At 36.0% G+C, this 23978-nt stretch carries 23 protein-coding genes and 1 pseudogene; 22 read left to right on the top strand and 2 right to left on the bottom strand.

What is annotated here, in order from left to right; all coding sequences use genetic code 11:
• The first annotated feature begins 80 nt into the window (after positions 1 to 80).
• From rplS to wecB, 22 genes and pseudogenes are all read left to right on the top strand, one after another.
• A complete protein-coding gene (gene rplS / locus BCAMP_RS00460) occupies positions 81 to 425 on the top strand; it encodes a 50S ribosomal protein L19 (RefSeq protein WP_035312789.1) in 345 nt (114 codons plus the stop codon).
• A 399-nt stretch (positions 426 to 824) separates the two neighbouring features.
• Positions 825 to 2171, top strand: a complete 1347-nt coding sequence (locus tag BCAMP_RS00455; RefSeq protein ID WP_035312788.1) for an FAD-binding oxidoreductase — start codon at positions 825 to 827, stop codon at positions 2169 to 2171.
• Positions 2172 to 2621: 450 nt separating this feature from the next.
• Positions 2622 to 4625: an alpha/beta hydrolase gene (locus BCAMP_RS12235; protein WP_051456759.1), complete on the top strand. Its 2004-nt coding sequence runs from the start codon at positions 2622 to 2624 to the stop codon at positions 4623 to 4625.
• A gap of 787 nt (positions 4626 to 5412) precedes the next feature.
• Positions 5413 to 5523: a helix-turn-helix domain-containing protein gene (locus tag BCAMP_RS14940; protein ID WP_084038374.1), complete on the top strand. Its 111-nt coding sequence runs from the start codon at positions 5413 to 5415 to the stop codon at positions 5521 to 5523.
• A gap of 534 nt (positions 5524 to 6057) precedes the next feature.
• The gene (locus BCAMP_RS00445) at positions 6058 to 9315 is read left to right on the top strand and encodes a toxin Cry1Ac domain D-VI-related protein (RefSeq protein ID WP_035312787.1); all 3258 of its coding nucleotides are present in this window, start codon (positions 6058 to 6060) and stop codon (positions 9313 to 9315) included.
• 351 nt (positions 9316 to 9666) lie between these two features.
• Positions 9667 to 10128, top strand: coding sequence for a DUF4352 domain-containing protein (locus BCAMP_RS00440; RefSeq protein WP_035312786.1), 462 nt, complete (start codon positions 9667 to 9669; stop codon positions 10126 to 10128).
• 86 nt (positions 10129 to 10214) lie between these two features.
• Positions 10215 to 11503 (top strand): annotated as a pseudogene (locus BCAMP_RS00435) (nucleotide sugar dehydrogenase).
• Positions 11504 to 11522: 19 nt separating this feature from the next.
• A complete protein-coding gene (locus BCAMP_RS12900; protein WP_084038372.1) occupies positions 11523 to 11984 on the top strand; it encodes a glycosyltransferase in 462 nt (153 codons plus the stop codon).
• A complete protein-coding gene (locus tag BCAMP_RS12895) occupies positions 11981 to 12709 on the top strand; it encodes a glycosyltransferase family 4 protein (RefSeq protein ID WP_084038370.1) in 729 nt (242 codons plus the stop codon). The genes BCAMP_RS12900 and BCAMP_RS12895 overlap by 4 nt, the downstream gene beginning before the upstream one ends.
• On the top strand, positions 12702 to 13100 hold the full coding sequence (locus tag BCAMP_RS14850; RefSeq protein WP_332248486.1) for a hypothetical protein: 399 nt from the start codon (positions 12702 to 12704) through the stop codon (positions 13098 to 13100). Before BCAMP_RS12895 ends, BCAMP_RS14850 begins: the two co-directional genes overlap by 8 nt.
• Positions 13024 to 13962 carry a glycosyltransferase family 4 protein gene (locus BCAMP_RS00425; RefSeq protein ID WP_332248485.1) on the top strand — a complete coding sequence of 313 codons (939 nt, stop codon included), beginning with the start codon at positions 13024 to 13026 and terminating at the stop codon, positions 13960 to 13962. Before BCAMP_RS14850 ends, BCAMP_RS00425 begins: the two co-directional genes overlap by 77 nt.
• 33 nt (positions 13963 to 13995) lie before the next feature.
• Positions 13996 to 14223, top strand: coding sequence for a hypothetical protein (locus BCAMP_RS00420; RefSeq protein WP_035312785.1), 228 nt, complete (start codon positions 13996 to 13998; stop codon positions 14221 to 14223).
• An 18-nt stretch (positions 14224 to 14241) separates the two neighbouring features.
• The gene (locus BCAMP_RS00415) at positions 14242 to 14454 is read left to right on the top strand and encodes a hypothetical protein (protein ID WP_035312784.1); all 213 of its coding nucleotides are present in this window, start codon (positions 14242 to 14244) and stop codon (positions 14452 to 14454) included.
• Complete coding sequence (locus BCAMP_RS00410; RefSeq protein ID WP_035312783.1) at positions 14455 to 15009, top strand: hypothetical protein; 555 nt, start codon at positions 14455 to 14457, stop codon at positions 15007 to 15009.
• A gap of 43 nt (positions 15010 to 15052) precedes the next feature.
• Positions 15053 to 16606: a CgeB family protein gene (locus BCAMP_RS00405; RefSeq protein ID WP_198015659.1), complete on the top strand. Its 1554-nt coding sequence runs from the start codon at positions 15053 to 15055 to the stop codon at positions 16604 to 16606.
• A 13-nt stretch (positions 16607 to 16619) separates the two neighbouring features.
• Positions 16620 to 18434 (top strand): glycosyltransferase, encoded by a 1815-nt coding sequence (locus BCAMP_RS12230; RefSeq protein ID WP_051456757.1) that lies wholly within the window; start codon positions 16620 to 16622, stop codon positions 18432 to 18434.
• A gap of 16 nt (positions 18435 to 18450) precedes the next feature.
• On the top strand, positions 18451 to 18753 hold the full coding sequence (locus BCAMP_RS12225; RefSeq protein WP_051456756.1) for a hypothetical protein: 303 nt from the start codon (positions 18451 to 18453) through the stop codon (positions 18751 to 18753).
• A gap of 10 nt (positions 18754 to 18763) precedes the next feature.
• A complete protein-coding gene (locus BCAMP_RS00395; RefSeq protein WP_232217867.1) occupies positions 18764 to 18928 on the top strand; it encodes a helix-turn-helix domain-containing protein in 165 nt (54 codons plus the stop codon).
• Between the two features lie 88 nt (positions 18929 to 19016).
• On the top strand, positions 19017 to 20075 hold the full coding sequence (locus BCAMP_RS00390) for a hypothetical protein (RefSeq protein ID WP_035312781.1): 1059 nt from the start codon (positions 19017 to 19019) through the stop codon (positions 20073 to 20075).
• On the top strand, positions 20072 to 20881 hold the full coding sequence (locus BCAMP_RS00385) for an ABC transporter permease (RefSeq protein WP_051456755.1): 810 nt from the start codon (positions 20072 to 20074) through the stop codon (positions 20879 to 20881). The genes BCAMP_RS00390 and BCAMP_RS00385 overlap by 4 nt, the downstream gene beginning before the upstream one ends.
• 12 nt (positions 20882 to 20893) lie before the next feature.
• Entirely contained in the window at positions 20894 to 21775 is an 882-nt protein-coding gene (locus BCAMP_RS00380) for an ABC transporter ATP-binding protein (protein WP_035312779.1), read from the top strand.
• A 16-nt stretch (positions 21776 to 21791) separates the two neighbouring features.
• Complete coding sequence (gene wecB / locus BCAMP_RS00375) at positions 21792 to 22934, top strand: non-hydrolyzing UDP-N-acetylglucosamine 2-epimerase (RefSeq protein ID WP_035312778.1); 1143 nt, start codon at positions 21792 to 21794, stop codon at positions 22932 to 22934.
• A 157-nt stretch (positions 22935 to 23091) separates the two neighbouring features.
• Here wecB and BCAMP_RS14935 read toward each other — a convergent pair whose 3' ends face one another.
• Positions 23092 to 23502, bottom strand: coding sequence for a LysR substrate-binding domain-containing protein (locus BCAMP_RS14935; protein WP_084038368.1), 411 nt, complete (start codon positions 23500 to 23502; stop codon positions 23092 to 23094).
• A gap of 292 nt (positions 23503 to 23794) precedes the next feature.
• Positions 23795 to 23968 carry a helix-turn-helix domain-containing protein gene (locus tag BCAMP_RS14930; RefSeq protein WP_084038366.1) on the bottom strand — a complete coding sequence of 58 codons (174 nt, stop codon included), beginning with the start codon at positions 23966 to 23968 and terminating at the stop codon, positions 23795 to 23797.
• Between the last annotated feature and the right edge of the window lie 10 nt (positions 23969 to 23978).

Genomic DNA, 23978 nt, shown 5'->3' with positions numbered 1-23978 from the left:
CTGAAGATATCAGTCTATTAACGATGTTCCGCTGTGCATATTTAGGGTGCAAGAATGTCCGTTGAGGAGGAGAAATAATAATGCATATATTAGAAGAAATTACTCAAGGTCAATTACGTACTGATGTTCCAGATTTCCGTCCTGGGGATACTGTCATCGTACACGCGAAAGTTGTCGAAGGAACACGCGAACGTATCCAACTTTTTGAAGGTGTGGTTATTAAACGTCGTGGTGCTGGAATCAGCGAATCTTTCACTGTTCGTAAAATTTCTTACGGCGTAGGTGTTGAGCGTACATTCCCTGTACACACTCCACGTATTGCTAAATTAGAAGTTAAACGTCATGGTAAAGTACGTCGCGCTAAATTATACTACTTACGTGAATTACGTGGTAAAGCTGCACGTATCAAAGAAGTACGTCGTTAAGAAGTGCTCTTTTGAGAAGACTCCTTGTTTACAAGGGGTCTTTTTTTTGCCTTTTGATAGTGCTAAATGACTATTTTGGTAAGCATGTTTGATAAGCCTTTTTTAATTCGTTTCGCTAAAATATAAAAATGAAAAATGAATGGATTGACACGTTTTTTACTGGTAAAATAGTTGAGCAGTCTACTATTAAATTTAGCTAAAAGGTATATAATAAAGACATAGTTACAAAGGTGAGATAAAGTCAGTTTATTGGTGCTGAATTGTAAATCGACGTAATCACTGCTGTAATCAAGCTTGTAAACACGTGATTATGTTGTTTTTATGAACGATAATAACACAGTGTCATTAAACTAGTTAATTGTGACTGCTTCGGTGGCGGTTAACTAAGGGAGGCTCATCATGTCATTAGATCATCATACACTCGAAATACCAGCAAATCTACAAGACTTACTCATTACAAAGTCAGAAGCTATCTATCGCAATGTCCGCTCATCTTACATGAAGGTTGGCACACCTGAATTGATTTTTATGGCGACATCGACAGCAGATGTTGCCAATGTTGTTCAGTACGTTGCCAAATTGAAAAAAACAGACGAACATTTAGCGTTTTCAATACGCAGTGGCGGACACGGCATGTCAGGTTCATCAACAAATCAGGGTGGGGTCGTGCTTGATTTATCAAAAATGCGAACTGTGGAGTTGATTGATCGAGAGAAAAAGCTAGTGCGCGTGCAAGCAGGTGCAGATTGGGGCACTGTGGCAAAAGCGTTGGCACCTGAGGATTTAATTATCTCAAGTGGTAACTTTGGTGATGTCGGTGTCGGCGGCTTAGCAGCTTCAGGCGGCATTGGTTATTTTACCCGCAGCCATGGCTTAACGATTGATCACATAAAAGCAGTGGTTTTAGTAACGGCTGACGGAACAGTACATACGGTCGATGCAACGCATGAGCCCGATTTGTTTTGGGCTATCCGTGGTGCAGGTTCTCAACTTGGTGTCATCACTGAATTTGTTTTTGAAGCGACACATTTACAATCTGATACGAAAGATGCAGCTGTTATCTATCAACGATTGACCTATACAACCGATGATGTTGCTCAATTTGTGACGGATTGGGGAAAATGGGCAACAGCAGCACCGCGTGAAATGACGAGCTTCTTAATGATACAAAAAGCAGGAGTTGGTAGTTTCAATATTAGTGCGAGCAATGTGTGGTCGACAACCGATACAGTGAAGGCAACACCTGTGCTAGAGAAAGCAGCGGCAATTGCACCTTTAATTGAACATAACGCCACCATTACTCCGTATCCGACAATTATACCTCATCCGCAGTCCGAACACGGTGGTCAACAACGGATTCAAATTTGGAATGGGTTGATTGATAAAGCCGACCAACAACTCGGTGAAGCGATTGCTGAAGCCTTTAAAAATCCATTAACATTAGTAATGGAACTACGCTCAATCGGAGGGGCAATGAATGATGTTGCCGTTGAGGAGACCGCTTGGGCTGCAAGATACCAAGAAGCCTTTGTGAGTGTGTGGATGATGCCGGGAGAAGAAACAGAGCAAACAAAAGCCTTTGCACCAATTGAAAAATTAAGTACCGGTGTTTACGGTGCCTATTCGTCAAATACGAGTCTTGCGATGGCGGATAAAGCTTGGCCAGGACAAACGGGTGAACGCCTGCGACAACTAATTGCAAGATACGACCCGCAACGGTTATTTAATCAAGGGATTCATTTGTAAGTGAATGAGTTGATTGAGAGATCCTTCTTGGTCATAAAAACTAAAATGAATCGACGACTTTATCTCCTCTCAACTCGGATGCTCATTTTTATTAGGCGAAGCTGAAATTATCCTGAGAGTAGTAAATGAATTTTTCTAGCATCGGATCCGTAAATCGTTAGTGATTTACGGTTTTTTTAATTTCCACCGTTTGTTACTAAGGACAATTTGACAGCAATACTTTTTTTGAATGAGTCAAAAACAATTTGTTAGATGGCCTCTAAAACGAGACTTTTGGTCAGTAGATTCCTTTTAAATAGGTCAATAGATTTATCGTTGACACCTCATTTAGCCGCATGTATAATCTTCATTTAGTAACAATTATCCGATTGTTTAAACGATAAAGGTTTATTATATTCGTGAAATTTGTTTGCTATTATACATAATTTGATGAGAAGAGGAGAAAAAAGGATGAAATTTTTTTTCAAGGCAATAATTATTTTTATAGTGACATTGGGGGGATTAACTGCTCCATTGGTAACTGCATCTGAGACAATTATCATCAGCAACACAAAGACTGAAATGCCAAATAAAGCGGTAAACAGCGAACGTTTCGAACAAAAAGGTGCAGCTGAACGAAGGGCATTGCCAGCAAATGAACGAGTGGTTGTCGAAGAAATTGAAAAGTATTTAAATGATGCGGATGTAACAATACCAAAATCACGCTCTGTTAGTTCCGCGGTAGAAAAAGTAATTGCAGGGTTAGCGTTTGATGTGGCAGTGAGACGTAACAATAGCGTTATTAGTGTAACTGACTTTTTTGGTTTAACATCAGGGGTAAAAGAAAATAAATGGTTTGAAGGATTAAAAAACAAAAGCGATCGCTACCAAACGGTTTTTGATAAACCGACCAATAAGAATATCAAACTACATGCGTATTACATCGATAATAAATCAGCTAAAACGGCTTTAGTTCAACACGGTTATCGCTCACAACCGATAAATATTATGGCTGAAGCTAAATTATTAAGTGATTTAGGTTACAATGTTATCGTTCCAGATGCTCGTTCACATGGTAAGAGCCAAGGCGAATACATAGCTTTTGGTGCATATGAAAAAAATGATGTGAATGGTTGGCTAGAACAGGAAGCAGCGATAAAACCTAATCAAGAATTTGTTTTGTTAGGCGTATCAATGGGAGCAGCAACGGTAATGATGAGTCAAGATACCATTAATCCTAACTTAAATGTTAAAGCGATTATTGAAGATTGTGGTTATTTTTCAATTGAGGAACAAGCACATGATGTTATGCACATGGTTACAAAATACCTCCAATATATTCCACTTGTAAATATGGTGGACTGGTATGCTTTTGAAAATCGTCTAGTCGATTCGTTGAATGATAATTATGTCAAACCAAAGTTAAAAATTGATTTATATGATATTTCCCCACTCAATTCAGTTGAAAATTCGACAGTTCCGAAATTATTTATTCATGGAACAAAAGATACATTCATTCCACCTAAGGCTAAAACGGTCTTGTATGGAGCTGCGGCTGGCTACAAAGAACAATTAGATGTCGTAGGTGCCGGACATGCAGAAAACCTTGAAGTTTCGGGTCAAACTTATATCGCGAAAGTAACGGTTTTTTTACAAACAGTGGACAATATATCGACTTTACGTGCTGAAATTGCTCCGACAATCAATCTATTGAAAAACAGTGCACTTGTTACATCTCAAACAGGAATACCAAACTGGTTAATGAGTAGTGATAAGAAAAACTATCGGAGTAATGTAGACTCGAAAATAAAGATATCTAAAGAACAGCTGTTCACATTAGATGCGAACAAAGATAGTCAGATAACAAAAATGACAAATGGATCATTACGTATGTTTTTATTTAAGCAAGACATTGGTGCATTCTTAAAACAAGATTTAGCAGGTGTTGCGGGTGAGAATTATTTGTTAACTTTCGATTCACTGAATCCAAATACGGCAGAATTCAATACTCAAACAATGAGCTTTGGTTTAGGAGACCAATCGAAAAATAAAAATCCAACAACTAAGGGAACTGTGAAACAAACAATGAGTTATACAGCGAAACAAACAGGGATGATGCCTATTTATTTTGGAACTCACTATACAAAATTTAATTTTTTAGGTAGCGGTTATGTCCAAATATATTTTTCTAATTTGAAAGTCATCAATACCGATATTATACCTCCACGTCCAGTAACGATTGATTCAGTTATAAATCAATCAAATCAAACAATTATAACTGGTGAAGGCGAGAGAAATACGGTAGTGAAACTAGTGAATGAAGATAAAAAAATCGTTAGTGAGGTAACAACAACAGCTGAAGGTGAATTCTCAATAACGCTACCAAAACAAACGGCAGGTACAATTATGCATCTCGTGAATCAAGATGTAAAAGGAAACCGTAGTGAGTCTAAAGTTATCGTCGCAGTAGAATAAAGCCTCTGCTATTTGTACAAAAACAGACGAGCAATGTTAGAAAATTAAGAGTGGCAGCTGTATACCGAGGTGAATTGGGTGCGGCTGTCTTTATTTAAATGAACAATTCAATTGCAATAATTGTGGAAAATACCACAAATTTTGCGAGGGTATCCATTTCGAGCGTGGAATCCATGAAACCTTACAGGCACAAGGGATTTGAACGGTTTATCTAAAAGGAAACCGTAGGTACTACACCTACTAATTAGCGTTCTTTTATGATATGCTCTAACTTAACAGTTAAACAAACCATCAATCAATCGTGCTACAGGTAAATGATACTTGATAGAAATGTGCCAAACATTTATGACAGAAAATTCAAAAAACAATCATTTGAAATGATTAACAGAGAGACTAGCAACCTGGGATTTCCAAATCAAACACTGGTAATTAGAAAAAATTCAGTCAGATTGATGTTTAATATTCAGACGATGAATCCCTCCTTCATTCTATCCCAGACAAAAAGAGCAGTTAACGAAGAACTGAAGTATTTCAAAGAATGAACTCTAATATAATGATTACCTAAAATAATACAAAAGTAGATACCATCATATATATTTATCGTACGATTAAAAAAAGTTGTTTCTCAAGTAGAAATAAAAGTTTTATACTCACTTCATAACACGTTGAGGGTAGGCATCAAATAGTTAAATTAAATAATAGATATAAATAATTAATTTTTCTGGGAAAGGACGAGACGAATGCTAGATAATCGATATTACACATTTTTTAAAAAGTATATGAAACATTGAACTATACTAGGACAGCAGAAGCCTTACATGTTACACAGTCAACAGTATCACAACATATCGCCTATTTAGAGAAAAAAAAATGGTGTAAAGTTATTTCAAAATATTAATCGTAGAACGGTTGCTTTACCTGCTGCAGACTATTTATACGAACGAACAAAACAACTGGCAAAAATATCGATGGAATTAGTCAACAAAATTAATACTACGACTGAAGAAGCCAATCGACAATCTTAATTAGTTAGGACGTAAAACTTTACCGCGGTCAGTTATTGCCGTTTCAAATGCAACTCGTTTACCAAAGCAGTAAAGAAAATCAGCAGGGATATAAGCATTTCTGGTGAATCCTATGATATGACTAATTGAATTGACATTTAATGTTATATACAAACTTTGAGATAACTATTTACACCTAACCTAAAAGCGTTTGTCACTCAATTATAACTAAAAAGAATAGTATCATAAGTAATGATTGTTTTTGTAAATAGTTATAGTGACTTATACTGATGTAGAAGCTATTAATGTAACTAGGTAAAAGAATAGCTCTCTATGTTGTTCGATAACAATACGTTAAAGTAAGCTAAGGAAGGGAGGACGTTGATCAATCGTAGAACATAGAAAAACACTAAAAGGAGCAATATAAAATGACGAAGAAAAGATTTAAGAAAAAAATGACAAAAGTAGGAGCAGCGACACTCGCAACTGTAATTGGTGTGAGTCCCTTAGTACCGTCTGCATCTGTCAATGCAAACGAGACTAAACAAACACCGATAACAACGACACAAAAGAACACTCAAAAAAATGAGGCGAAAAACAAAGGTGCTTGGTCGTGGTGGGAATTACAACGAATCGGTAGTGGTAACATTACTTTTACAGAAGGACATACTGGTGGGATAATATTTGAAAAATGGTTTAAGGTAGTAGATGTCTTTACCGGTTCAACAACACCACCACCAATTAAGAAAAAGTGGTATGAAGGAAACATTGATTTTAATAAGCCGGGTACATATCCTATTACAATGCATGTCTCGTTTACTAATTTACAAGCTAATCAGAAAATTGCAGTAAATATTGTGATTGTCGAATCAGCAGCATCTAAAAAAGCAGAGACAGCAGTAAAAGCGTTATATACGAATAGTTCAATGACTTCGATACATGGTAATCTCACACAAGCACTTTTAGATCAAGCAACGACGTTAGCAAATGCCGTTCCAGTTGACTCGAAAAAACAAACGTTCCTAGCGAACATCGCCAAGGCACAAAATCAATACAATGTTGATCTAGAAAAAATTGCAGGCTTAAAAGATGAAAGTAATGAATACTTCACATCGACTGACAAAACACAAATTAAAAGTGAAGTAACGCTTGAACAGTTAAATGGATTTAAGAACAAGATTGCAACTGTTATAAATAATAACGAACGCGCAGCATTGATGGCGGAACATAGTAAACTAGTTGAATTGTATGACGCAATGCAGGCAAATAACTTGTTAGCTGCAACAGATAAAGTAAATGAATTGTTCTCAGATGATGAACATTCAACAATCGGACAAGATGTAGATCAAGCAACAATTGATACTGTGAAACAACTTGTTGCGGATACGATTGTACCAGGATCAAATAAAGATAAGTTAGAAGCTGAAATTGCAAAAGCACAACAATTACTCGATGATAAAAAGGCAAATATAGCAGCACATGAAAAAGCCAAAGCAGCGATAGCGGCTTTATATGCCGATGAGAAACAGACTTCAATTCACGGTAAACTTACACAAGACATGATTAAATCAGCGTTAGCTTTAACAAATGAGTTGCCAATGAGTGATGTGAAGACGTCGTATTTAGAGGCTATTGTAAAAGCACAAGAACAGTATGATTTAGATATGAAAAACATCGAGCAAAACAAAGCAGTAATTGCTGAATACTTTACATCGAATGATAAAACGGCAGTAAAAGAGTCAGTAACTAATCAACAATTAGAAACGCTTAAAGCAAACATCATGGAAGTGAAAAATGATGCGGCAAGGGCTTCGTTAAATGCAGACCACTCACTGTTAGAAAAATTATTTTATTCACAACAAATCGAAATTGCGAAGGCAGCAGTCGACGTCCTTTTTGCAAACGATGCGCATACTGAATTAGCAATAGAAGCAACACAGGCAATGATTGATAAGGCTCAAGAAATTTTAGATAATACAACGATGACTGTAACTGTTCATCAAAAATTGACTGCAGACATTCAAACGGCTCAAACGTTATTAAATGAAAAAACACAGGCAGCAGCTGACATGAAAGCAGCACAGGAGGCAACTGATGCCTTGTTCGCAGACAAAGAGCATACTCTTTTAGCTGATAATGCTACTCAAGAAATGATTGACTCGGCCAAAGAATTAGCTGACAAATTGCCAGTGGGTAAAGATAAAGAGGTCTTGAAAGAGGAAATTGCAAACGCTCAAACTTTATTAGATGAAGCCATTCAATCATCAACAGACATGAAAGCGGCACAAGAGGCAACAAATAATCTCTTTGCAGATGAGGCTAAATCTTCTTTAGCGGATGATATTTCACAAGCAATGATTGACTCGGCTAAAGAGTTGGTTAATAAATTGCCAAATGGTAAAGAGAAAGAGTCATTATTAGCTGATGTTACTCAAGCCCAAGCATTACTAGATGAGGTGACGCAAGCAGCTGCCGATTTGAAAGCCGCACAAGAGGCAACAAATAACCTCTTTGGTGATGAAAGTAAGACAATATTAGGAGAGCAAACATCTCAAGAGATGATTGACTCGGCTAAAGAATTAATCAACAAGTTACCTGAAGGTAAAGATAAAGAAAACTTAGTAGCTGATATTGCTAAAGCTGAAACATTATTAAAAGCTGCTATTGAATTAGCTAATACGAGTATTAATGCCATTGATTTTAAAATTGGTGAAAGTCGTTATGTAACCGGTAAATTAACGGGTACATTAATTAAAAAAATCGCAATTGAAATTAACGGTGTCTTAACGAAACAAATTAATGTGCAAGGGGATTCCTATCAATACTGGGCATCGAACTTAATCAATGCGGCATCAGATAAGGTAGCCATTGTTGGTTTTGATGCGAAAGGCAATGAAGTGAAACGTGCGGTTGTAAACGTAACAGAAAATACAGCAGATGATGCATTTGTAGAAGCTACTACGTTTGTTATTGGTAAAGATAACTATGTGTATGGAAGCTATACAGGAGCAGTCTCACATGTGGCATTACGTATTAACGGTGTGTTAACACAAAAAGTAAAAGTAAGTGATAATACAATTAAATACTATGCTAAAGATAAAATTACAGATGCCGATGCTAAAGTGGAATTGGTTGGTTATAATGTAGCTGGTCATGAAGTGAGTGCACAACTTGTTAAAATAAGTACAACTATTGCAACGTTATCTGTAGACGGATACCGTATGGGTGCAAGTCACGTGACAGGTACGTATACAGGTGATGCGAAATATATGGCGTTAATTGTTAACGGCAAGATGACACAAATGATTGGTATTAAAGATCAAACTTTTAAATACTATGCAAAAGATAAGATTAAGAGTGGAGACGATGTTCGTGTTGCAATTTATGATGTAAACAAAGTTGAGATACGTAACAACAACTTAAGTGTCATTCAATCGGAGGGTGATCTGCGTTTATTAGATTATAAATTCAATAACTCTCACATCGAAGGGACGTATTCGGGGGATGTTGTGAAAGTGCAAGTCAAAGTTAACGGAGTGATCCAATCAACGATTCCTGTAAAAGAAGGTGCCTTCAAGTATTACGCTCGTAATCTTATTACAGACTTATCAGATAAGGTCACGGTACTCGGTTTAGATTCTGGGAATAATATCCTTACAGAGAAACAATTAAATGTTATTAAGTAAATACAGCTAGATATAAGCAAGTGGCACTACTTCCCAGACTCATTAGCATTGTTGCAGATAAAGACTGCCGTAGTTCAGTCTTATCATCTCGTAAACAAAGTCATAGTAATAGAATTCAACAGAAAATGAGGTCTGTTTCGACTTTTTCTACAATCCGAAAGGGATGATGTGACTAACACATCATCCCTTTTTGATAAGCTCATCACAGTCTATATGTATTTGTATTTCTTATTGTTATATGATTAATCATTATTTTACATTATTCATAATCAGAAATATAATTAAGTGGTACCCCTTATTTAAAAAGTGCTACTGTTCAATCAATGTTTATAAAAAGAATGGAGTGAAGAAATGAGTAAAAAAACGATACTGCTTGTATCATTGCTATGTTTGTTCTTGTTATCAGCCTGTGGAGTTACTTCTGAAAAAAAAGAACAAAAGAACATTGCAGCGGAACAACAATTTAAAACAAAGACGATTGACAACATCGAAATGAAGTTGAAAAAAATCAGAACCACTGAATCAGGTAAGAATGATAAGAAAAACATTGTAATGTTCACCTTATCTTTCAAAAACAATGATCAGATGGCAGTAGGTATCGGTGGAGGCGATTTTAAGCTTAAAGTTGGTAAAGATACATACAACGTGTATGCACCAGGAAATAGTATTGGTCAAGAAATCGCAGTGAATGATAAGGTTTCAGGAGATGTTTATTTTGAAATTCCAACTTCTGTGACGGAGGCAATCTTAGTGTATATGCCAATGAAAGAAATTTTAGGAGAATGGAAGGTTAAAATACCTGAATCTGAGTAAACAATTTTTAAAGTAATGTCACATCTGAAATGATGACATTACTAACTTTTAAAGACAAAAAAACTATAGAATATGAGGATGTAAAAATGAAAATAGTAACAATGGGATTAGGATATATTGGATTACCTACGGCTGTTATGTTTGCAAATCATAACCAAGATGTTGTGGGGGTAGATGTTAATTGTCTGACTGTCGAACAATTAAATCGCGGTATTTTACATATTGAGGAGCCTGGGTTGCAAGAGGAGCTCAATCATGCACTTGCCTGTGGAACGTTTAAGGCGTCATTAACGCCAGAAAAGGCAGATGTTTTCATTATTGCAGTTCCGACTCCGAATCATAACGATGACTTAAAGTCCTGTGATTTGAGTTATGTTGCGAATGCGATTAAATCGATTTTACCGTTTGTTGAAGTGGGTAACACAATCATTCTTGAATCGACGGTCGCACCGCAATCAACCGAAAATCTTGTACAACCGATGTTGGAAGAAGCTGGTTTTATAATCGGTGAAACAATCTATCTCGTGCATTGTCCTGAACGCGTATTACCAGGACAAATCATTCATGAGCTTGTCTATAACAATCGAATCATTGGTGGTGTCACAGCAGAATGTACGCAAGCTGGAAAAGAAGTCTATGAAACATTTGTTAAAGGGGAACTCATTTTAACAACTGCCAGAACAGCAGAACTTTCTAAATTAATGGAAAATACGTTTCGAGATGTCAATATTGCATTAGCGAATGAATTGGTTAAAATTTCAGCTGATTTAGATATTGATGCCTTAAAAGTAATTGAAATGGCTAACAAACATCCTCGTGTTAACCTTCATCAACCGGGGCCAGGTGTTGGGGGTCACTGTTTGGCTATTGATCCTTATTTTATAGCAGCAGCTTCACCAGATTATTCGCCTCTAATTCAGTTGTCACGTGAAATAAATACATCAATGCCTCAGTTTGTAATAACAAAGACAAACCAGTTAATGCAACAGTATTCAGGAAAAAAAAATAACAGTTTTTGGTCTTACATATAAAGGAGATATCGATGATGTTCGTGAAAGTCCTGCAATGGAAATTTATGAACACTTAACAGCGCAACAATGTTTTGAGGTAGTGGCCTATGATCCTCATGTTGAAGCAGCCTTCGTGGAAAAAAATCTTGCTGTGGCAATTAATAACGCAGATTTAATTCTAGTATTAACGGATCATAGTGCGTTTAGAGAGATGGACTCAACAACATTTGAAAATATGAACCAAAAAAAATATCCTCGACACAAAAAACATTCTTAACGTGTCCGCTAATGACATTAATTATATCAACCTAGGGAACCTTGCTCGCATAGAAAAAGTGATTGAGCAAACAACTCAACTGGCATAATTAGGAAAGGTGTACCGGTTTGGTAAAAAAAATATTAGTGCTAACGCAAAATTTTTATCCTGAAATCGGCAGTGCTGCCAATCGCCTTAAAAATATTGCTGCCTTATTAAGTGAAGATCATCAAGTTGATGTTCTGACATCGGCACCGACCTATCCGAATAAAGAGATTTACCAACAAAATAAATTTTGGGATGAAGCACCTGCCAATGTGACACGTGTGACAATTCGTACACAGTATTATACAAGCAATTTATTTTTTCGTTTACTGTTATATTTAGAGACAATTATCAAATTAACTTTTCGGATAATTTTTTCAAAAGAGAAATACGATATTGTGTTAATCTCAACACCGCCAATTTTCATCTCAATACCTGGCATTATCGCTAAATGGAAATGGAAAGCACGCTTAATTGTCGATGTGCGGGATTTATGGCCTGATGCCTTAGAGGGATTGGGAAGAAAACAAACAGTTTCAACATGAAAGCTGCATACTGGTTAGAAAATAAAGTCTATCAAGCGTCTGATGAAATTTTAATTAATAGTGAGGGCTTTTTAACATACTTACAAGATAAAGAAATAAATCCTTCTAAAATTAGTTTTATTCCCAATGGTTTAACAGAACAAGAGCTGAAAAAGACCATAAAAAGACAACGAAAAAAATTCACAGTCATTTATGCAGGGAATATTGGTCTTGCGCAAAATCTAGATGTCTTTTGTGAATTAGCGAAGGCAATGGCAGGTGATTGTGAAATTAAGTTTAAAATTGTCGGTTATGGTTATAAGAAAACACAATTAGAACAACGTATTTTAGCTGAAAATTTAGCTCAAAACACAAGCATCCTTCCACCTGATACACGTAAAAATGTATTGGAGATGATTCGTGATGCAGATATAGCCTTTCTAAGTCTAACTGATCATCAAGCATTTCATAAGGTAATACCAGGAAAGTTGATTGACTACATGGGTTGTTCTATTCCAACAGTTGCAGTTGTTTCAGGCTATAGTAAATCTATTATTGAACAGGCACACTGTGGTTTTGTCTTTAAGGAGGAAGAGATTAAGTCGATCAGAGATACGATTACACTATTGAAAAATTCACCGCAATTACGTCAGGATTTAGGTAATAATGGTTGGCAATTTGCGATGAAATACTACAATTGGGATTTGAATAAACAAAAATTAAAAGAGGTCTGTCGAGATGAATAATAAAGTAACGATGCTTGTTTGGAATCACTTTACGAATGATGCGAGGGTATTGCGAAGTGTGGGTACGTTAGCCGAGGCGGGGAATCAAGTGCTACTTATTGCAATCCAACCCTCTAAACCACAAAGCTTGCTTCCTCAGAATGACATTAATAATCTAACAGTGACACGTGTAAAGGGAACACTTCCTATTTTGGGCCAGTTAAATCAATTGAAAAAATCCATTTTAGCGTTTGTTTTAGCGAGCATTTTACTCGTCATCGGCTATTATTCGATTCCTGTCGTAGGCCTTTCTTTAATCCTATTATTATTTCTTTATGAAAAAAAAACGTTGGCTTCGTATCGGGTATATCTTTTGGCAAATGACTTTAGTCGCTTTAAAAGCACCAGGTGACATCGTTCACAGCAATGATTTGAACACCTTATTGCAGGGGGTAATCATCAAAAAAGTAACACGTACAAAACTCGTTTATGATTCACATGAAATCCAAACGAGTCGTACCGGTTATAACAGTAAATGGTATGAAGTGGTTGAACGGAAATTACTAAAACATGTTGATGTTTACATTCATGAGAATATAACGCGAGCAAACTATATCGAGCAACTCTACGGAAGGCGTCCAGCGGTGATTCATAATTATCCAACGGTTACAAAGAATGCTAGTAAAAACAATTGTAATTTATATCAGCTTTTAAATATCCCTCCTGAAGAACCTATTCTTCTATATCAAGGAGGTATACAAACGGGACGGGGATTAGATAAATTAATTGAGGCAGTCCCTTTATTTAATAAAGGTGTTCTTGTGCTGATTGGTGATGGGAAAATGAAGTTGGAACTAGTGACTCGTGTTAAAAAAGAACAGTTATCTGATCGAATAAAATTTGTAGAAAAAGTGCCATTAAGTGATTTGCCAACCTATACAAAACAAGCTTATTTAGGGTTTCAAGTGTTAAATAACGTCTGTTACAATCATTTTTCTGCCTCATCTAATAAGCTATTTGAATACATGATGGCTGGTGTTCCAGTCATAGCCAGTCGATTCCCTGAAATGAAGCGGGTTGTTTTAACGGAGAAAACAGGGATTTTGGTTGATTCCCATTCAGCAAAATCGATTGCGCAAGCTGTTAATCTATTAATTGCGCATCCAGAATATCGTGAATGCTTAAGGAACAATGCGTTAAAGGCAAGTAAACGATACAATTGGGAGCATGAAAGTAAGCAATTGCTTACTGTCTATAAAACAATCAAATCCTAAGCAGAGCGTTAGGTTAAGGAAGGAGAAAACCACATGAAAACAGAAGGAAGTGCACTAGTTTCAAAAATCAAACAATTGGAACAACAGGTGACAGAGCAAATAGCTGAGATGGCTAAAATGAAGATAGAACGCGATGAAGCAATACACGCTCTTGAACATTATAAGGCAGAACAACGTGATTTTCAGACAAAAATTGAAGCAAGTCGTGTAGAAAAAAGAAAAAACGCATTCAATTTCAGCGTACCGTTTTTCAAGTGTTAGAACAACAAAAAAAACTTGATGGAAATTACAGAAACACAGCTAGCTGAATTAAGCTCTTTACATGAGAAACTTAAGCAAGCACACGCAATTTTAGTTGCAGAAGTAAAACGTAAAGATTTAGAACTGAAACAGCTGAACGAAAGATATCAACGATTAAACAATACTAAAATCATTAAATTGATGAGGAAATATTGGGTTTTAAAAAAGAAACGAGTGAAGGGAATAACGTAAATGAAAACTTGGAAAGTTGAAATTGAAGAACTACAGCAACAAATTTTAAACCAAATCAACCCTGTTTTATTATCCAATACAGCGATTATGAAACTAGAAAATTGGTTTAGTTCACATCCGACAGTCCATAAATACAGTCAAGATAATAACTTAATATTTTCCAATACAACCGACAAAGCAAATTATATTTCGCTCTTGGAGAAAAATACCTATTTTAAAAGTTTTCCTCAAGAGCTTATTCCAGTATTAGAAAACGAACATATCCATTTACACTTTGATGCGGAGGTGATTGGTAAGGCCTCTGTTCACATAGCAATTATTGAATATAGTCATGTTGAAAAACGAACATCGACATTATATTCAATCCAAGCGCCAATTACCCATACATTATCTGATATGACAAAAGAAATTAGAATAGCAATGAAAATAAGTGGTAAAGGCATGGTTATCCTCAAAAAAGGTGAAATTAAGCGAATCGATCAAGTGAACAAAAATAAGGATATAAGTAAAGCTGCGCCACAACAATTATTAAAAAAAAGTAACAAAAATCAATGACTTAACTGAGTTGAAGATGGCCGTCATTTTTGATGAGTTTACGATGAGTTGTTATCAAGAAGAAGTTAAACTGATTACATTTTCGCCAGAAAACTTCAAAGCGGTTTTAGAAGAACAACAACCGGACTTATTATTCGTGGAAAGTGCATGGCGCGGAAATGGTGGTAGTTGGGAATTTAAAATTGCTAAATATGCGAATCAAGATAAAGAAGCATTACATCAATTGTTGCAATGGTGTAAGAGCAGAGGTATTCCAACGGTTTTTTGGAATAAAGAAGACCCTATCCATTTTGAAAAATTCATTGAAACGGCAGAGTTATTTGATTATATCTATACTACAGATGCCAATATGATTGAAAACTACCAGAACCGTGCAAAGCATAAGAATGTTTACGCACTCCCTTTTTCTGCCCAACCGAGATTACATAATCCGATTCGTTTGAAAAATGAGCGGAAAGATGGGGTATCTTTTGCAGGTTCGTATTATGGAAATCGTCATGTAGAACGACGCAATGATATGGAAGAAGTTTTGGAGGTTGCCACGATTCAAGGATTGGATATTTTTGATCGTAACTATGAAAAGAACAAAGAAGGTCGAACAGACTTTTCATTTCCAGAACGCTTCCAAAAAAGTGTACAGGGTAGTTTACCTTATAAAAAGATTCCACTTGCGTATAAAGGTTATAAATATATGGTTAATGTTAACAGCATTAAATACTCACCAACGATGTTTTCACGAAGAGTATTTGAAGGACTTGCCTCAGGCACACCTATTATAAGTAGTTACTCGGAGGGAATCAAACGCTTCTTTGGAGATATTGTTATGATAGGTGACGATACTTCTTCGTTAGAAGAAAAATTCCGTGTTGTTTTAGATAATGACCAACTTTACGAACAAAAAAGACTAGCAGGGATACGAGAAGTGATGCTTCACCATACGTATCAGAATAGGCTCTCTTTAATTTTAAAAAACATCGGCATTACATACACTTATCAAAATGACGTCACGATAATTGTACGGGCTAAAAATGAGAAAGAAGCAGAAAAAGCAAAATTATTATTTGAAAGTCAGCTTTATCCAGCGAAAAAACTTATTCTTCTGACAACAATTAATGCAGCTAATGCCCAGTTGATGAATCAGTATAACACATCAACTTGTCGAATTTATCACTATCCTTATTTAAAAAACATCCCGTCTCTATCTGATCTTATTGATACTAAATACAGTGCCTACATTGATTTACAACATTTTTATGGCAAGCATTACTTAGAAGATATGATTGCGAGTGCTATATATAGTGAAGCGGATATTATTGTCAAAAAAAATCATTTTTTATTTAAGAAAAATCAATTAATTGAACAAGAGAAAGGGTTAGATTATCAATTCGTAAGTGATGGTGGATATGGACAAATTCTCTTTAAAACGGAAATGGTAACATCAGATAATGTGTTTGAATTGTTTGAACGTATGGCTATCGATGACTCGTTAGCATCTGAATTTAGTGCGGGTAAGCGACTATTTAGCAGCGATCGCTTTAACTTCATTAAACAAGGGGGACAATGTCCAATGAAATTTAAAAATCAGGTTGAAAAATAGATTAGGAGGACTTATGCGTCAGTTAAATGTTTTAGTATATGGTGATGTGGATTTGAATTTTATTGATGGGTCGGCAGTATGGCTCACTTCAATGGCAAATATGTTAGCAGTAGGTAAAAATGTGAATGTCGAAATTTTATTGAAAGCTAAAATTAAACATAAACATCTAATTAGTGAAATGGAGCAATTGGATAATGTGGCTGTGATTGACACCTTTACAGTTTATGAACAACATTCATTTGAAAATCGTAATCGCATGTCGATTTCTGAGGCCATTGCATTGATGAAGGAGCGGGATGACCTACTTAAGTACGATTTGATTATTGTACGGGGATTAGATTTAGTAGTGGCGTTACAAAACGAAAAGGAATTAGCAGCTAAAACAATCCCTTATATTACAAATTTTGAGCATCGGCAACAGTATTCGAAAAAAGGAGAACGGCGACGATTAAAGGCAATTTATCAAGACTTTCCAAAACTATTTTTGCAAACTGAAGAGATGAAAAAAGCTTTCTGTGAATTAACAAAAGAAAATGGATCGAAAATTGAACTTTTAAAGCCAATGATTCCAAATATTACAGAACAACCACGATTTAAGAATAACAATAACAAGCTCATTTACACCGGTAAATTTGCCGAAGAGTGGTACATTGAAGAACTGTTAGATATCGTTGATGGTCTAACGCAAGCTAAAGTATCGATTGACCTTAGCATTGCTGGTGATAAATTCCAAGGACCGCTTAATGATCGAAGAGCAGAACTTATTGAACGTTTCGACCAAATGGAGGCTGTTAAATGGCATGGTGCAGTTTCTCGGAAGCAAGGACAGTTGTTAATAGAATCAGCCGACTTAGGTATGGGGTTTAGGTCTGAATCAATTGATAATAATGAAAGTGTTGAGTTATCAACTAAGTTATTAGAGTATAGTCGAGCAGGTAAACCAGTCATTTGTCGTCCAACAAAATTACATCGGAAATTGTTAGGTAACAACTACCCTTTATTTGTTAATTCGACAAGGGATTGTCAAACTATCATTAAAAATGTAATAGCGGATAGTCAGCTTTATGAACGAGCTGCAAAAATGGCGTTTGATGCTGTTCGGCCCTATACTTTTCATGCAAGTTATCAGCGTTTGAAAACAGTACTGTGGGCGTTCAAAAAAGAGCCAATAAAACTGTTAGTTGCAAGTCATGATCTGAAATTTTTGAAGTTGGCAATTAAACAGTGGGAAGCAGATTCACAATTTGAAGTGAAAATTGATCAGTGGTCTGGTCATAATCAGCACGACGAAAGTAAAAGTCGTGCATTGTTAGACTGGGCGGATGTTATTTTTTGCGAATGGGGATTGGGTAATACTGTTTGGTATTCAAAAAACAAACATCAACATCAACATTTAATTGTTCGCGTTCATGCACAAGAAAACAAAACGGTTTATCCTGCCCAGTTTAATTATAGGGCAATTGATAAAATCATTGCTGTTTCGCCACACATATACGAAGTTTTTCAGCAAAAATGCGGGATGCCACGTGAAAAAATGATAATGATTTACAACATGATTGATACTAAAGTCTTTGCGAAACCGAAAGAAAAAGGTGCGGCGTTTAATATAGGATTAGTTGGAATTTTACCGCAGTTGAAACGGTTGGATTTAGCTTTGGACGTGTTGGAACAATTGATTGAAAAAGATCCACGCTATCGTTTGTTTATTAAAGGAAAGTTACCTTCAGATTTAGAATGGATGAAAAATCGTCCTGCTGAGATGGCATACTACGATGAACAATTTGAACGTATAAGAAAAGGGCCATTAAAAAAAACATGTAATTATTGATAAACATGGTGCAGATATGGGCGAATGGTTTAAAAAAATCGGGTACACTTTATCGACAAGTGACAATGAGAGCTTTCATTTAGCACCGATGGAAGGCATGGCATCAGGTGCATTTCCTTGTATTTTAAACTGGGAAGGTGCGGAATCAATTTATCCAGAATCTTCTATAGTACCGACTATCACTGATATGGTCAATTTAATTGAGATGACTGATAGCACTAAGATTAGTCATTTGTCACGTTATCCAATGGAATATTTTGACTGTGTTAAGATAACAGCCGAATTAACTCATTTAATTATCAAAGTCAGTCAAGAATAGGAGTATTGATATGTCAGAAAAAGATCCACGCGTTGAACATTTAGATACTGTGTTCCTTTCTACAAGTGAAGCATTGGCGTGTTTGCAAATTTCAAAACAAGGGTTTTATTCATTAATTCAGCGTGGAAAAATTACACGTATAAAAAAGGGGTCTGCCGTTCTTTTTTTTTCGTGATGAAATTGAAAAAAGAAAAGCAGTTTCGCCTTCATTACGTAAAAAATACGGTGCTAAAAAGTAAAAATATAAATTAAGAGGTGTGTAGATGAACGGACAATTACGTATTAATTCCCCCGGATTGACAGGGACCACAGTCACTTGGACAGGTGAATTGTTAAATATAACAGACAATGCGGAATATAATTACGCCTATTATGTAATCGTTAACAATGGGATAATGTACCGCAGCAACTATAAAATGGTAAAAAATAGTCAATTGACTGTTTCATTTGAAACAATCGAAAGTGGTGCTTATAAAATCCAGTTTTTCGTAAAACGTAACGGCAAACTTATAATTAATAAAATGAGTGAAACCGCCTACGTTGATAACCATACAGGAAAGTTATTGGAAGCTAAATTTTATAAGGAAGATATATATTTTAATGATTTAGCTGTCAAGTACGTTTTTCATGAGGCGCCATCAGATCATTTAGTGGTTATTTTTCCGGGAATTTCGACGCATGAATACAAAGGTAAACCACCAGTCTATAATTACATTCGTACCTTAGATGGTGTTGCGGTAAATCGTTTGTATATTTTAGACTCGTACGAGGATCAATTTTGTTTCTGCCTAGGAAGAGAAGGAGCGCGTGATTATGAACGGACGGTCGTGGCTCTAATTACTAAAATTGCGAATGAATTAAACATTAGTCCCAACCATATTATTACAGCAGGTTCGAGTAAAGGTGGCTCAATTGCCCTCTATTATGCCCTAACCTATAGTTATGGAAAAACTTTGGTGGGGAATCCACAAATTTACATTAGTACTTGTACAGAAGGTTTGTGTAAAAATAAATATGTTAAGGCTGCCTATGAAAAAATGGTAGGTAATCGACCTGAACAAATGCATCATCATCTCAACAATATTATAAAAAGTCGATTTTTAAGTTGTAAAAAAATACCAGAAATGTATTTTCATGCGGGTCGTTTCGACTATCATTACACAGAACATTTAAAACCGTTTTTAGATGGTTGCGATGCCAAGAAAGTGCCTTACATGCTTGATATAGCAGATTACGAGGATCATTCCTTAACAGGTACCTATTTTGGCCCATTGATGCGTCAATGGGTAGAGGAATTCGTTGCGGGAGAAACAGGTGAATGAGAGCCTCTTTCAATGTTTTAAAGGTCCATTTTTTATATTTTCGTATTATATTACGATTAGCTCAGTATGATCGAAAAGCAACCTACCATTTATATAGACTAGGTTTTTGGTGGGAATTACTCAGTCCTTTAATCCAAGTTTTGGTATATTATCTTATTTTCGGTGTTTTTGTAGCACGTGAAAGTATCGGTGTTAGCGATATTCCTTATATCAGTTGGTTATTAGGAGGTATCATTCCTTGGTTTTTCATTAGTGCCACAGTTATTCAAGGTGCAAAATCGATACATACTCAACTGCCCTTAGTGGTGCGTACAAATTTTTCGACAACGATTTTACCAAGCATAGCACTTGTGAGAAACTTACCGGCATTTGTAATAATGTCTCTGCTTTTATGTTTGATTTTGACAGTGACGGGTACATCCTCAGCTGTTAATGGCTGGAGACTAAGTTATGCTTTTTTTGAAATGTGGTTATTTTTAGGTGCGATTAATTTGTTGAACGCTAGTATAACTGTACGGTTCAGAGATTATCAATTGATGATTAATGCATCGATGCGTTTGTTATTGTTTTTGTCAGGCGTCATTATTCAGTTGGATTTTAGTCAACATCAACTGCTTGCCAAGTTAATGCATTTAAATCCGTTACTTCATATTATCGAAGGGTTTCGATCTGGTTGGTTTGGGATTGATAACGGTCGTAGTTTGATTGTGGATAGTTGTTATTTTTGGAGTATCACGCTCATAATATTTGCCTGCGGCGCTTATATTCATCAACGCTATCAAAAAGAATATGTGAATTATATGTAAATGGAGGAGTCAATGAATAAAATTGCAATTGAATGCATTAATGTTACGAAACGGTTTGAATTGAAAAAAAGACGAATAAATAAGCCATTAACCGCACACAAAAGAATGCAGTTCAACGGGCTTGAGAATGTTTCCTTCAGAGCTCATCAAGGAGATGTTGTCGCAATACTTGGTCTAAATGGATCCGGAAAGTCAACGTTATCGAATATCATAGCCGATGTAACGACACCTACATCTGGCAAGGTGAAACGCTTAGGAACGGTTTCTTTATTAGCGATAAATGCTGGCTTGAAACCTGCGTTATCAGGATTTGAAAATATGCGTTTGAAATGTTTGTTTCATGGTCTCAGTGAGAAAGAGAGTGGCGTACTGTTATCGCAAATGGTTGTTTTTTCTGAGCTTGGTGATTTTTTATATCAACCGGTAAAAAGTTATTCGAGTGGAATGAAGGCAAAACTCGGTTTCAGTGTCGCGATTCATATGAATCCAGATTGTCTAATTATTGACGAGGCATTAGCTGTTGGTGATCAAACCTTTTATCAAAAATGTATTGATAAAATTAACGATTTTAAAGCCGAAGGAAAAACAATTTTTTATGTCAGTCATTCGCTCGCTCAAATCCGCCAATTATGCAATAAAGCCTTATGGTTAGAAGGTGGTCGTGTAAGAAAATATGGTCCTGCAAAGCAGGTATGTGATGAGTACCAGCAGTTTGTTAATGACATTAAACAACTAGCAGTACCAGTAAGAGAAAATCAACAACATCAGCAAATGCTCAAGCAAACAATTCCTTACGAAAAAATCGAACGTAAAAAAATACAAGTGAAGTGGTATACATGGTTGTATTTGTTATTTATGACCACTTTTCTAATAACGAGTATTTATTATTTATAAGAAAAGGAGCAGTGAAATGAAAAAAATAAAAGTTATGACGATATTTGGTACACGCCCGGAGGCAATAAAAATGGCGCCGCTAGTATTAGAACTTGAAAAACAATCCAATCGGTTTGAGTCAGTAGTAGCGGTCACAGCTCAACATCGTCAAATGCTCGACCAAGTGTTGCATCAATTTGGGATTTCCCCTGATTACGATCTCGATGTCATGAAAGATAAACAAACACTAGCAAAAGTAACAGCCAATGTTTTAACAGGACTTGAAGAAGTAATGTTGGCGGAAAAACCTGACGTAGTACTTGTACATGGTGACACGACAACGACTTTTGCAGCGTGTCTTTCTGCTTTTTATAATCAAATAAAAATCGGGCATGTTGAAGCAGGTTTGCGAACCTGGAATAAAAAATCCCCTTTCCCTGAGGAAATGAACAGACAAGTTGTAGATGTTTTATCTGATTTTTATTTTGCACCTACCGATGCAAGTGCTCAAAATCTTCTTAAAGAATCGCATCCTAAAGAGCACATTTATGTGACTGGAAATACTGCAATTGATGCACTTAATTATACTGTATCTGATGATTACTCTCATTCAGTTTTGAATAAAATTCAATCGGGAAACCGGCTGATTTTATTAACAATGCATCGTCGTGAAAATCAAGGGACACCAATGCGCCGCGTTTTTAAAGCAATACGTGAAGTGCTTGATCTGTATTCTGATGTCGAAATTGTTTATCCAGTACATTTGAATCCTGTTGTGCAAGAGGCGGCCAAAAGTATTTTAGGCAATCATCCACGTGTTCATTTGATTGAACCACTTGATGTCATCGATTTTCACAATATAGCAGCTCGTAGTTATTTTATCATGAGTGATTCAGGTGGTGTTCAAGAAGAGGCGCCATCTCTAGGTGTACCTGTGCTCGTATTACGTGATACGACTGAGCGTCCAGAGGGGATAGAAGCAGGAACATTAAAACTCGTAGGTACAAAAGCAAACGAGGTGAAATGGCATATGATTGAATTGTTGGATGATATTGAAGAACAACGTCGAATGTCTCGCGCGGATAATCCGTATGGTGATGGTAGAGCGTCGAAAAATATCCTAGAGGCTCTGGCCTATGAATTTAGTTTAACGACGTTTCGACCAGACGATTTCAAATAACAAGTAATTGAGGCGACCACGTAATTTAGAGCTATATTCTAGCTTATGCTGGTCGCTTTTTGGTTAGTTAGACGGAAATGAGGCAATGACCAATAAAAAGAGTGGCATTTGAGCCACTCTTTTTTATTTGCATTTTAATAGAGAAGATGTATTTTGGTTAATCAGTGAATTGTTCTCTCATTTTCAAAATGAAATCGGTCGTAGGGTTATCTGAGAGATAGACAAAATTCATTTGTTTCGGTTTGAATTCACGACTTAAGTTGAGTTTTTTGAGGGTTCCTCGGGCTAATTCATCTTGGACACAGACGTCAAACATAAAAGTAATCCCGATATTTTGTTCAACGACACGTTTGATGAGATCGATACTACCTAATGTGGTTTGATGTTTAAAACTAGCTAAATCAATTTGTTCCTCCGATAAGTGCGACTCTAAGGATTTCCGTGTCCCTGAACCTAATTCACGAACGATTAACTCGTAATCGAATAAATCTTCAAATGAAAGAACGTGATCAGCAAGTTCAAATTCAGGTGAGCAGACACCGATAATAGTAGCTTTTGAAAAGGGTATACTTGAAAAAAACTTTTTTTATTGAAATCTCCCTCAATAAAAGCAGCGTCAATTTTACCTTGTGCAAGATAACTCAATAAGGTTTTGGTATTTTCAACTAATACATTAAGTTTAAATTCATTTTGTTCTTTAAACATCTCAACGAAAAAAGAAGGGATAATATAATCGCTTACAGCCAGCGTACAGCCGAGGTTTATTTTTGTATAATTCATCGAATTGAGTTCATCGAGTGTTTTGTTAGAATAGTTCATCATGAATTGTATTTTATCGTATAACAACTTCCCTTCATCTGTTAAAAAAAACTTTTTTTGTTTTTATGAATAAATAATTTAGTATTCATTCGCTGTTCTAAAAAAGCGATGTGATTGCTAACGGCCGGTTGGCTCATATTCATTAATTCAGCAGCACGTGTATAATTCAGTGTTTTGCATACGGTTAAGAATGTTTCATAATGATAATCTAACATCGTTTTGACA

The sequence above is a fragment of the Brochothrix campestris FSL F6-1037 genome (assembly GCF_000525915.1).
In the GTDB taxonomy this organism is placed as follows: domain Bacteria; phylum Bacillota; class Bacilli; order Lactobacillales; family Listeriaceae; genus Brochothrix; species Brochothrix campestris.
This window is presented reverse-complemented; position numbering and strand designations above follow the sequence as displayed.

What these genes read in the sequence shown, in the direction of transcription:
- BCAMP_RS00415 (WP_035312784.1), top strand. Translation starts at nt 14,242, where the DNA reads ATGGAAATTACAGAAACACAGCTAGCTGAATTAAGCTCTTTACATGAG.
- BCAMP_RS12225 (WP_051456756.1), top strand. Translation starts at nt 18,451, where the DNA reads ATGGGCGAATGGTTTAAAAAAATCGGGTACACTTTATCGACAAGTGAC.
- BCAMP_RS14930 (WP_084038366.1), bottom strand. Translation starts at nt 23,968, where the DNA reads ATGTTAGATTATCATTATGAAACATTCTTAACCGTATGCAAAACACTG.
- BCAMP_RS00440 (WP_035312786.1), top strand. Translation starts at nt 9,667, where the DNA reads ATGAGTAAAAAAACGATACTGCTTGTATCATTGCTATGTTTGTTCTTG.
- BCAMP_RS00420 (WP_035312785.1), top strand. Translation starts at nt 13,996, where the DNA reads ATGAAAACAGAAGGAAGTGCACTAGTTTCAAAAATCAAACAATTGGAA.
- BCAMP_RS00425 (WP_332248485.1), top strand. Translation starts at nt 13,024, where the DNA reads ATGAAAAAAAAACGTTGGCTTCGTATCGGGTATATCTTTTGGCAAATG.
- BCAMP_RS00395 (WP_232217867.1), top strand. Translation starts at nt 18,764, where the DNA reads ATGTCAGAAAAAGATCCACGCGTTGAACATTTAGATACTGTGTTCCTT.
- BCAMP_RS12895 (WP_084038370.1), top strand. Translation starts at nt 11,981, where the DNA reads ATGAAAGCTGCATACTGGTTAGAAAATAAAGTCTATCAAGCGTCTGAT.
- BCAMP_RS00390 (WP_035312781.1), top strand. Translation starts at nt 19,017, where the DNA reads ATGAACGGACAATTACGTATTAATTCCCCCGGATTGACAGGGACCACA.
- BCAMP_RS00455 (WP_035312788.1), top strand. Translation starts at nt 825, where the DNA reads ATGTCATTAGATCATCATACACTCGAAATACCAGCAAATCTACAAGAC.
- BCAMP_RS14850 (WP_332248486.1), top strand. Translation starts at nt 12,702, where the DNA reads ATGAATAATAAAGTAACGATGCTTGTTTGGAATCACTTTACGAATGAT.
- BCAMP_RS00445 (WP_035312787.1), top strand. Translation starts at nt 6,058, where the DNA reads ATGACGAAGAAAAGATTTAAGAAAAAAATGACAAAAGTAGGAGCAGCG.
- BCAMP_RS12230 (WP_051456757.1), top strand. Translation starts at nt 16,620, where the DNA reads ATGCGTCAGTTAAATGTTTTAGTATATGGTGATGTGGATTTGAATTTT.
- rplS (WP_035312789.1), top strand. Translation starts at nt 81, where the DNA reads ATGCATATATTAGAAGAAATTACTCAAGGTCAATTACGTACTGATGTT.
- BCAMP_RS00405 (WP_198015659.1), top strand. Translation starts at nt 15,053, where the DNA reads ATGAGTTGTTATCAAGAAGAAGTTAAACTGATTACATTTTCGCCAGAA.
- BCAMP_RS12235 (WP_051456759.1), top strand. Translation starts at nt 2,622, where the DNA reads ATGAAATTTTTTTTCAAGGCAATAATTATTTTTATAGTGACATTGGGG.
- wecB (WP_035312778.1), top strand. Translation starts at nt 21,792, where the DNA reads ATGAAAAAAATAAAAGTTATGACGATATTTGGTACACGCCCGGAGGCA.
- BCAMP_RS00385 (WP_051456755.1), top strand. Translation starts at nt 20,072, where the DNA reads ATGAGAGCCTCTTTCAATGTTTTAAAGGTCCATTTTTTATATTTTCGT.
- BCAMP_RS00410 (WP_035312783.1), top strand. Translation starts at nt 14,455, where the DNA reads ATGAAAACTTGGAAAGTTGAAATTGAAGAACTACAGCAACAAATTTTA.
- BCAMP_RS00380 (WP_035312779.1), top strand. Translation starts at nt 20,894, where the DNA reads ATGAATAAAATTGCAATTGAATGCATTAATGTTACGAAACGGTTTGAA.